Origin of the sequence: Niveibacterium sp. COAC-50 (genome assembly GCF_013184235.1) — a bacterium.
In the GTDB taxonomy this organism is placed as follows: domain Bacteria; phylum Pseudomonadota; class Gammaproteobacteria; order Burkholderiales; family Rhodocyclaceae; genus Niveibacterium; species Niveibacterium microcysteis.
The window spans coordinates 1,689,028-1,698,939 of record NZ_JABCJM010000001.1; the positions used below are offsets into that span (position 1 = coordinate 1,689,028).

Below are 9,912 nucleotides of genomic sequence, written 5' to 3' on the forward strand. Positions count from 1 at the left end.
AAGAACTGCACAACCCCTTTAGACGCTACGGCCATTTCAGCCTCCTGCTTGCGTCAGACGCTATTCACGCCGGGTTGACTCTGCTTACCTCCTGCGCTTTAGATGCGCGCGGAAGATGGCGAGGATTCGGCGGCGAGATGACCCGTGGGAGCGCATTGCGACGCTGCTGCCAGGCAAAGTAGGCGATCGCGGGCGACATCCGTTGTTTGTCGAGGCAGTGCTGTGGAAGGCGCACACGGGGAGTCCATGGCGTGACCTGCCTGCGGAATTCGGGCCGAGGAACAGTTTGTTCCGGCGCTTTGCGCGCTAGTCCGACGCGGAGATGTGGGCGCGGGTGTTCTCCGCACTGGCGCAGGACGCGGATTTCGAGGAAGTACATCTGAACGCAACGATCGTGCGCGCGCATCAGCATGCGGCGAAAGCACCCCAGAAAAAAGGGGGGTCTAAGCGCTCGGGCGATCACGCGGTGGTTTGAGCACCTAGATCCATGTGCTGATCGAGGGATCGGGACACTTGGCGCGCTCTGATCTCACGCCGGACCAGGCCGGTGACGTGACCCGCGCGGCGGCCGTGCTCGAAGCCCTGCCGGCACACACGGTTCTGGCCGACACCGGCCACGACCCAGCCCACCCGGTCGCCCCACTGCATGCGCGCAGGATCGAGACCGTGACTCCCTCTCATCCGACGCGCAAGCATCCGCGCGGACCCGATCGCGCCCATTATTGAAGCCGCAATGTGATCGAACTCCGGTTCGGACGCGTTAAACGCTGCCGCCGAGTTGCTAGACGCTCCATCGCCGGACTGGGTGATTGGACAGCCTGTTTTCGAGGATCAGGGCACAAGCGACCGTCAGACGGCGCCGCGCAGGGGGTGGTATCAGGTCCGCATGATGCGGACCAGTCGGCTGTTGCGCAGAATCGAGGCCGCGAACCCGATGTGTGCGCGTTTAATGGCTACGCAGACCTAACTCATGTGAAATATCAGGCTACCAGCCACGGCAGCGCCGCCCAATAAGTAGGCATTCCGCAAGGAGACTTCTTGCGAACAGCCAAGGCCGCTTCAGCGCCTGACTTATCCACAGACTCTGTCGACAAAGAATCCCGCGATCAGCACCGAAGAACCACTGGCGACTCGTGAGATCGGTGCATAACCTGCACCGGCAGCTACTCAGGAGAAGCCCGTGCTCGTATTCATCGACACCGAATTCACGTCTCTTACCTCCGCGCAACTGCTCAGCATCGGGCTAGTGACCGAGGCTGGCGACAGGTTCTACGGTGAAATGACCAACGTCTCGATCGCCGCTTGCTCAGACTTCGTACGCCCCGAAGTACTGCCGCTGCTCGGACTTATTCCGCCGACGGCGGAAGGATCGACGCACGTCGTCGCAAGCGCTCTCAATAAATGGCTCTCCTCGCTGGCGCACGTAGGGCTTGTGATCGATTTCGTCGGCGATCTGACTCTGCTCGACGATCTGTTGGGTCAGCGGCACCCTTCAATCGCAGCCGTCGTCGATGCCGGACCGCTGGCGTCACAGTCAACCTTTTCCGACGCACAGGACCGCGTGTGGCGCGCCCATGCAAACATGCGTCACCACGCGCTGATTGACGCCATGGCGCTTGCCGAAGGCTGGCGAGCCTTGATGAGCGAGCGCGCTCAACAGGACTCGTGAGATGGCCGACGTCCACGAAGTGCGTCGCTGGCTCAGGGAGCGCCGCGCGGAAGCCGAAGTCCAAGATGGCACCCACGAGATCGCGCTCGCCGTCCGCGAGCAGGACGAGCCGGCGCGCATGTTGGCTGCGAAACCGATGTTCCAACTGGTACGGCAGATGGCCAATTCGCGTGCTGACCACACCCAGCACCGTATCGAAGAGGCCGAACGGACGCGCGCGATTCAGAAAACCATCGAGCAAGCCGGGATCATGCGCGAACTGGGCGGCCCCTGCGGGGGCGATGCCACCGCCGAACTGGACTGCCTGCGCCAGTCTCACCCGAACTTCGCGGCAGCCATCGACCACCTGCAACGCGAGGCGATTTTGAATGGCGCGATCGGGCGACCCATCACTGGGCAGCGTCTGATCCTGGTCGGTCCTCCCGGGGTCGGGAAGACAGACTTCGCATTGAGTCTCGCGAACGTGTTGGCGCTCCCGACGCCACTTGTGATCGACATGGCCTGCGCGCAACACAGTTCGGACTTGGCCGGTTCATCGACCCACTGGTCGAACTCGGCACCTGGCCGACTATTCGAGTTTGTAGCCGCCAACCCGGTGGCCAATCCGCTAGTCGCCCTCGACGAACTCGACAAGGCCCGAACCGACAGCCGCACGGACGATCCGCTGGCGCCTCTGCTCCACCTGTGGGAACCGCGTACCGCCCGCCAATGGTCCGATCAATCGGTGCCGTGGATTGAGCTTGATCTGTCCGCAGTCAATTGGGTCGCCACCGCCAACCACCTCGACACGATCCCGCGTCCGATCCTCTCGCGCGCCCAGGTATTCGAGGTTCGCAAGCCAACGCGCGCCGAAGGGGCAATCATCATCCAGTCGGCATACGCACGCCTGCTTTCCGAACGGCAGCTCGACGGATGGCTGCCGCCGCATATCTCACCCGCACTCGCCCGCCAGCTCAGCGAAATGCCGCCTCGCCAAGCGAGGAGAGCCCTAGAGCGTGCCGTCATCGAGCACCTCAGCCGGAGACCGAAAACATGCCAATGGCACTGAGCGACCGCGCGATCAGGCGCGCGGAGGCAAGAAGCGCAAAGCGCTGGGAGGATCTTGAGCGCAAGCTCTGTGCGCTGCCGACGCCGGAGACGTGCAGCCGTCTGAGCGCGGCCGCGCTGGAGCGCAAATTCCGTGCATCGATCAACGAACGCATTTTCCGCTGCGACGTGCCCGCCCAAACACCGGCTGAGGCCCTGGTAAGGCTGAGCGATGCCTTGGGCGGCCCCGTGGAGGGCCTGAAACCCCTGTTTGCCATCGCATTCCTGCTCGAACATGCCCCGGCGATCTGGCGCAAGCTCTCCACCGATGAGCGAATCACGCCCTCGCCCGCCCAATTCGGTAGGGTCCTTGACGACGTGCTGGACGCCCTCACACAACTTCGAGTCGACATTCTGGCCCTCGCGCAGCGCCAGGCGCTCGGAGAGGCCGATGGCTCCGACATTGCCGAACATATCCAGACCCACCCGCGCGCCTGCGAGCCTCCCGCGCTACGCAAAGTCGCATCGCGCTGGCTGCCCGACGACACGCCACCTGCACTCCGGCAAGCCGTCCAGAGAATGCAACCCAGCGAGTTTCGGAAGGAGCCGTGATGGCGAGCTTTTTGACGGAGCGCACAGGCACCGTGCGTGCAGGACTTGTTCTCGTGACCACGACCGACGAGGCGGATCGCGCGCGGGATCGCGGTATCGACCCTCGGTGGATTGAGGACGTGCAAGCGTTTGCGCGACTTCCGGGCTGTGCTGTTTTGGCGGACGAAGGCGCGCCAGCGAGCGAACGGGAGCGCTGCTGGCGCGTCCTGTGCGGACTCATGGGTCAAGCGTTGCGGAGCGTGCAATGAGCCCAGCAATCTGGTTCTGCGGCGACCCTCATGGCCAATTCACCCACATCGTGCGAGCTGTCCGGCAGCGCCGGCCGAATGCGATCGTCCTGCTCGGCGACATCGAGGCGTCACAACCGCTCGAACGCGAACTCGCGTCGATCCTGGATCTCACGGAAGTGTGGTGGATCCACGGAAACCATGACACCGACAGCGAAGCGAGCTACGACAATTTGTTTGGGAGTGAACTCGCCGATCGCAATTTGCACGGCCGGGTTGCGACCGTCGCAAGCGTACGTATCGCGGGTCTGGGCGGGGTCTTTCGGGGCGGCGTTTGGGCACCACCGCTCGATCCCACATGGCCGTCAGCCAGCGTATATCTGGCGCGCTGCGGCAAAGGCAACCGCTGGCGTGGCGGATTGCCGCTGCGCCAGCGCTCAACGATCTTCCCGGACGAACTAGAGACGCTCTCGGCCGCATCGGCCGAAGTCCTGGTCACCCATGAGGCGCCAGGATGGCACCCACACGGATGGCCCGCGCTCGACGAATTAGCGGCATGCCTGGGCGTCGCCCTGCATGTGCATGGTCACCAGCACGACTCACTGCCCTACTCCTCACTGATGCCTCAATCTGTGCCCTATCGACCTGTGGGCGTGGGCTTGCGCGGCATTACTGCGCTGGACGGGACAGTGATTCGGCCCGGGGAGCTCGACGAGCAACGCAACAGCCGCTTTGGAGCATCTGATGCGGATTATTGACAGCTACATGAAACACATGGGCTCTTGTCTCGCCGACTTGCCTGTGCAGGCGGTGATCGACGACGACGCCCGCTCGGTGACCATCCGAGCGCCGCGGTTCGACTCGGCCCTGCTCGCCGGTTTTGTGGAACAAGTTCTGCCGCGGCATGGCGTTCGCGCGGCGTTTCGAGACGACAACGACCCAAGCCGGACGCCGCCCGAGGCGCAATGGTCGATGGTCTTCGTGCTCGGCGACACGCACCTGCATTTGTACGCAGTCAAACTGGGTAGCTGGGTGGGTGGCCAGATGGCGCTTGTTCTGAGTGCGAACCCATGCTGATCTTCCTCGACACGGAGTTCACCGACTTCATCGACTGCGAGCTGATCTCGATCGGCATGGTGTCCGAGGACGGTCAGTACCTGTTCTACGCCGAGCGCAGCGACTATCGGCGCGCGGCGGTTAGCGATTTTGTGCGCCTCGCAGTTTTGCCGCACCTGGGCCTGCAGGCTGAGGCGGTCTGCACCCGCGTCGAACTTGAGGCTCGACTGTGGGCGTGGTTCGCCACGCTGCCGCTCCAAGTCCAGATCGCGTGCGACTCGCAACACGATCTGGACTTGCTGTGGGATGCCTTCGGCGAAGGTCTGCCAGAGAACCTGGCTCCCAAACGCTACAAACTGGCACACCTGATCGACACGACAGTTTTTCACGCAGCCGTCCGCAACTATCAGGCCACGCAAGGCTGCTGGCACCACGCACTGCACGACGCGCGGGCGAACCGGGCCGGATGGATGGCGTGGGTGAATGCCCACAAAGGGGAGACCTCGTCGTGAGAATTTGGCTTCTGTCAGACCTGCACCTAGAGCACGGGCCGTGGTTCCCCCCCGTCGACGTTGCGGCGGACGTGCTGGTGCTCGCAGGCGACATCGCCCCAGGAGCACGCGCGCTGCACTGGCTCCTGCATTGGCGCGAGTTTTTGCCGCAACACATCGTCTATGTAGCAGGCAACCACGAAGGCTACCGGCACGTTTGGTGTCGGGTGATTCGGCAGCTTCGCGCCGCACCGGTGCCGGGCCTGAGCTGTCTGGAGAACAAGGCCGCAGTCATTAATGGCGTGCGCTTTCTCGGCTGCACGCTCTGGACGGACTTCGAGTTGTTATGGGACGCCAATGCGGTGCTCGCCCATGCCGGGTATCTGAACGACTTCCGTGCGATCGAGACGATGCCGGGTCTGAAGCTCAGCCCTCAGGACATGCTGCGCTGGCATCGCCGCTCGCGCCGCTGGTTGGATCAGCGCCTATCCATGCCACACGACGGCCCGACGGTGGTGGTGACACACCACGCGCCCTCGATCCGATCGATCGCACCGCAGTACCTGGCCGATCCCGCAACCGGTTTCTTTGCGTCAAACCTTGAACACACCCTGCTCGATGGGCGTGCCGCACTGTGGCTGCATGGCCACACCCACGCGAGTTCGGATTACGCCGTGGACGGGACACGCGTAGTGGCCAACCCAGCGGGCTATCCGCTGGCGAACGGACAGCGCGAGAACTCGTGTTTTGACGCACGGCTTGTGTTGGAGGTCGGATGAATGCGCCGGACATACTGGACCTCACGCTTGCACCTAAGACCCTGCAGAAGCTGGGTATGGAAGACGGCGACCTGGGCTACGCGTAATGGTCTCGCGTCCGCCAGTTGCTCGAGGAGGCAGCAGGAATGCGGGCCCAGATCGATGCGCTGAGTTTTGAGTTGGAAGGAGCGCGCGAGCAACTCCGGCGGGCTCGCGAGCGGAAGGACTGATCGATGATTCTGTTTCTCGATTTCGACGGAGTTCTCCATCCCGGCGAGGTGTATCTGCGCAACGGGACACCGGAGCTCGATGAACAAGGTGAGCTGTTCATGTGGGCGCCGATCCTTGAAGAGATCCTCGCTGACTTCCCTGCAGTTCGCGTGGTGCTCTCTACAACCTGGGTCGTGCACCTGGGGTTTGAGCGAACCCGTAAGCACTTGCCGGCCACGCTGCAGCGGCGCGTGATTGGCGCGACCTGGCACACAGCAATGAACCGCACCGTCTTCGCTCAACTTAGCCGCTATCAGCAGATCGCCGGGTACATCGAACGCGCGGGACTGGAGCGTTGGCTTGCCATTGATGACGACGCGTGGGGTTGGCCCCCCAGGCTGGATCACAAACTCATCGCGACAGTGCCCGCGCGCGGTCTGGGCCATCCCGTTGCGCAGCAGCGCCTGCGCGAGGCGCTAGCCCGGGAGTTCAGGTGATCCTGGTCCTCGACTTCAACGACGTGCTGCATGGCACCGGCGATGATGCCGAGCTTAACCGCGCAGCCGGGCTCGCAATCTTGCTTGCCCAGTTCCTTCAGGTGGACGTAGTGACGTCGACGAGTTGCCGCCTCGGGCAACGCCTCGGCGGTCTCTCCTCCCTGCTTCCGCCCAAACTCGCGTAGCGGATCGTTGGGATGAGGCCGGATCTGCGTCAACAATCATCCGAAGACTTGCACCTGCCGGACCTTCCTCCGCGCGAGTGCGAGTGTCGTGACTGGATGCGCCGGCATCGTCGGCGCGGCCTACCGTGGGTCGCGCCCGACGACGATCGCCCAGGTCTTGAAGGCAGCGCCCGTGGTTTGATGCAATCCGGTCAATTGGCTCACAGAAGTCCAGCTATCGCGGTTAGGGATGCGGTTTTCGATCTCTGCACTTTGCCCCACGAGGCCGGCCTCGCCGCAATGACGATCCGATTGTTGTCGGTCGCATAGCCGGCACAGGTCGGCAACAGAATCCGTGTGAGCTGAGGCAAGGACATTCCAAGCATTCCGGGCAGTGCTTGATGCTCCGCAACAGGCACCCACGGTCAATTGCGAAAGCGCAGCCAGGATGAAACCTCGCCGCTTGACCATCCCCTGCCAGCCGGGCAGCTCTAATTCGCCGGGAGTGTTTTCGTGGGGTCTGGGGCTATCCGGAATCGTAAGGCACCGTATCCGCCGGCAACGAGCGACCGAACACTCGCCTTGCCCCTTGCGAAGTTAAGGCGAAATGACTAACGCAATCCACCGTTTCCAATGGCGGCACAGCGAGAGCGCAAGAAACCTCAAAAAGTCCTTGCGACTCACTGTTCCGGACACAATCCTTAGCCCACCAAATCACGCATCGGAGACGGCAATGGAGCAATACCTCAACAACACTTGGCCCACGTGGGCTGTCGCAGCCGGCTTTCCCCAAATGGCGGACGAGGATCCTCAGGTGCTTCCAGGGAGCATGAGCGAGCATATGGAGAAGTGCCAAGCCAAACTCCGGCCGATGCAGAGACAGCAGATCACGATGGCAAATGAAATCGAAGATCACGCTGCACTGCGCAATGCCAGGAAGGTCCTGTTTCTCGACTTTGACGGTGTTTTGCACCCGTGGGACGTTTACCCCTCACCGCACGATGGCCAGCCTTACCTCGAGGGCAGCGGACACCTCTTCATGTGGGCACCAATCCTTGAAGGCATCCTGCAAGATCACCCGGATGTAAAGATCGTGCTGTCGACAAGCTGGGCGCGAGATGCGAGCGTTCGCTATGCGGGCGCCAAGGCCGCGCTGCCCAAAGGACTGCAGGCACGCGTCGTAGGCGCAGTGCTCTTGCATCGATTCAGTGATACACGTTACCGACTAATCGCTGAATTTGCGAAGCGTCGCGGTTTCAATGAGTGGATCGCAATCGACGACGACACCGACGGCTGGCCCGCATCGGAAATCAACCGACTCGTTGCAACGTCGCACCATGAGGGGCTTGGTAACCCTGCCGCTCAGGACCGGCTACGGCAGTTGCTGGTTTAACAACCTTACCTCGTTTCCCCTGAGGCGAGAAGGCAATGATGTCAGCTCGCCACATCACCCGGGCAGTGAGCAACGCGCAACACCTGCCGGCCCGCCAGTCCCGTAAGCGACCCTGTCAAGTGGGCAGTTCAAAAGTAGAGACATCCGGGTTGAATGCCCGAGATTTGGAGATGACGGGCGGCACGTGCCCCAGGGGGTCATGCGGCCGAAATTGGTTGTAATCGGTGAGCCAGTCGGCGGCAGCGGCCTGGACCTCGCTAACGGCATTGAAGAGCCAGGCATCGAGCACCTCCGGGCGGAAGCTGCGGTTGAAGCACTCGATGGAGGCATTCTGATTGGGTTTGCCGGGTCGGATGAACAGCCGTTTGACGCCATGCTACTGGGCCCAGGCCACGAACAGATCCGCGGTCAGCTCAGGCCCGTTGTCCAGGCGAATGGCCTCAGGTTTTCCAACTGGTCCATGACGCGAACAGCGCGTGCCGAGGGGATCGAGGTGCCGCACTCGATGTGCAGTGCTTCGCGGTTACCTTCGTCGATCACATTCAAGGTCCGGAACGGACACCCGTCGTAGAGCGTGTCGCGCATGAAGTCCAGGGCCCAGACGCGGTTGAGCTCCAGGCTGATCGACGGCGGCTGACGCTCCCGGGTGAGCAGCCGTCGGCGTACCTTGCTCTTGAGGTTCAGGCGCATGGCGGATTACACGCGATACACCCGCTTGTGGTTACAACCATACCCATCGTGGCACTGTCGATCGAAGCACTTCCAGAAGCCCCAACGCGGTCGCTTCTCGAATGCGGCGTTGATCGCGTGGATGGCGGGGGCGTCTTGGACTGACCGGTCCTTCGTGGGTTTGTAGAGCGCCGACCGCGATAAACCCACGGTTCGGCAGGCCCGCGCACGAGACAGACGGTGCTCCTCGAACAGGATCTGCGCCGCGACTCGCTTGGCGATCGGCGTCACAATTTTCCCGACAGAACGTCCTTGATCGCAGCGTTCTCCCGGGCCAGCTCCGGGTACAAGTTCTTGGGCCGCGCGTTCTCCGCCTCCAGCTCCTTGAGCCGCCGGACGTCGGGGGCCGACATCCCCGCATACTTACTCTTCAATTGGTAGTACGTCGCCGAGCTGATGCCGTGCCGGCGGCACACCTGTGCCGCCGGCAGCCCCGATTCACCCTCGCCCAGGATCGCCAGCATCGGGGACTCCGGAAACCTCGCTTTCTCATCGCGTCTTCCTCCAAATGGTGGAAGTCTCTTGTTTCAGACAGTCCTCGTGGCGGGAGAGCTTACGTATGCCCAAAGGGTAACGCCGGCGTAATGCCCGTTACCCTTGCACTCCACGTCCGTTCCAATTCTTGTTAGCCGCGAACATCTCGACTCTCGCAAATCACCGACCGTTGCCAGATCAACGGTCACGTTACACGGACAGCCGAAAAGCCACTTTCTGGCTCCTGTGCTCATCTGACTTCAGCACACCTTGCCGGAGCGCTTTCGTCATCCACCACCCCTGTGCGTTACCCATCGAGCGACCTCTGCGCGCGTCCGAAGAGCACAATTCGCTGGATCAGCGTCGGCGAGGGGCCAAGGGGAAGACCTGACGGGCACCGAAACCGCCACCGCGCCGGGAAACGAAACCCCTCCGATTCCCGCCGCGGTGACGCTAAAGCCGGGTGACCTCGTTCCCAGCGCACAGGTAGGGATCTCGGTGAGGTGCGGCACGGAAAGCATGCCGGGCACCGAAACCGCCACCGCGCCGGGAAACGCCCCCCCCTCCGATTCCCGCCGCGGTGGCGCTAAAGCCGGGTGACCTCGT

At 62.6% G+C, this 9,912-nt stretch carries 11 protein-coding genes and 1 pseudogene; 11 read left to right on the forward strand and 1 reads right to left on the reverse strand.

Annotation, left to right across the window (positions count from 1 at the left end):
* The first annotated feature begins 115 nt into the window (after positions 1–115).
* From HH302_RS22730 to HH302_RS07445, 11 genes are all read left to right on the forward strand, one after another.
* Positions 116–310: a transposase gene (locus HH302_RS22730; protein ID WP_172200544.1), complete on the forward strand. Its 195-nt coding sequence runs from the start codon at positions 116–118 to the stop codon at positions 308–310.
* An 870-nt stretch (positions 311–1,180) separates the two neighbouring features.
* On the forward strand, positions 1,181–1,669 hold the full coding sequence (locus tag HH302_RS07400) for a 3'-5' exoribonuclease (RefSeq protein WP_172200547.1): 489 nt from the start codon (positions 1,181–1,183) through the stop codon (positions 1,667–1,669).
* A 1-nt stretch (position 1,670) separates the two neighbouring features.
* Positions 1,671–2,717, forward strand: coding sequence for an AAA family ATPase (locus tag HH302_RS07405; RefSeq protein ID WP_172200550.1), 1,047 nt, complete (start codon positions 1,671–1,673; stop codon positions 2,715–2,717).
* Complete coding sequence (locus HH302_RS07410; protein ID WP_172200553.1) at positions 2,708–3,307, forward strand: hypothetical protein; 600 nt, start codon at positions 2,708–2,710, stop codon at positions 3,305–3,307. Before HH302_RS07405 ends, HH302_RS07410 begins: the two co-directional genes overlap by 10 nt.
* A gap of 244 nt (positions 3,308–3,551) precedes the next feature.
* On the forward strand, positions 3,552–4,292 hold the full coding sequence (locus HH302_RS07415; protein ID WP_172200555.1) for a metallophosphoesterase: 741 nt from the start codon (positions 3,552–3,554) through the stop codon (positions 4,290–4,292).
* Positions 4,279–4,611, forward strand: coding sequence for a hypothetical protein (locus tag HH302_RS07420; RefSeq protein WP_172200557.1), 333 nt, complete (start codon positions 4,279–4,281; stop codon positions 4,609–4,611). Before HH302_RS07415 ends, HH302_RS07420 begins: the two co-directional genes overlap by 14 nt.
* The gene (locus HH302_RS07425) at positions 4,605–5,102 is read left to right on the forward strand and encodes a 3'-5' exoribonuclease (protein WP_172200559.1); all 498 of its coding nucleotides are present in this window, start codon (positions 4,605–4,607) and stop codon (positions 5,100–5,102) included. The genes HH302_RS07420 and HH302_RS07425 overlap by 7 nt, the downstream gene beginning before the upstream one ends.
* Complete coding sequence (locus HH302_RS07430; protein ID WP_172200561.1) at positions 5,099–5,860, forward strand: metallophosphoesterase; 762 nt, start codon at positions 5,099–5,101, stop codon at positions 5,858–5,860. The genes HH302_RS07425 and HH302_RS07430 overlap by 4 nt, the downstream gene beginning before the upstream one ends.
* Before the next feature lie 212 nt (positions 5,861–6,072).
* Positions 6,073–6,546: an HAD domain-containing protein gene (locus HH302_RS07435; RefSeq protein ID WP_172200563.1), complete on the forward strand. Its 474-nt coding sequence runs from the start codon at positions 6,073–6,075 to the stop codon at positions 6,544–6,546.
* Positions 6,543–6,731 (forward strand): hypothetical protein, encoded by a 189-nt coding sequence (locus HH302_RS07440; protein WP_172200565.1) that lies wholly within the window; start codon positions 6,543–6,545, stop codon positions 6,729–6,731. Before HH302_RS07435 ends, HH302_RS07440 begins: the two co-directional genes overlap by 4 nt.
* 712 nt (positions 6,732–7,443) lie before the next feature.
* A complete protein-coding gene (locus HH302_RS07445; protein ID WP_216661773.1) occupies positions 7,444–8,103 on the forward strand; it encodes an HAD domain-containing protein in 660 nt (219 codons plus the stop codon).
* A gap of 115 nt (positions 8,104–8,218) precedes the next feature.
* Here HH302_RS07445 and HH302_RS07450 read toward each other — a convergent pair.
* Positions 8,219–9,296: pseudogene (locus HH302_RS07450) on the reverse strand (IS3 family transposase).
* Between the last annotated feature and the right edge of the window lie 616 nt (positions 9,297–9,912).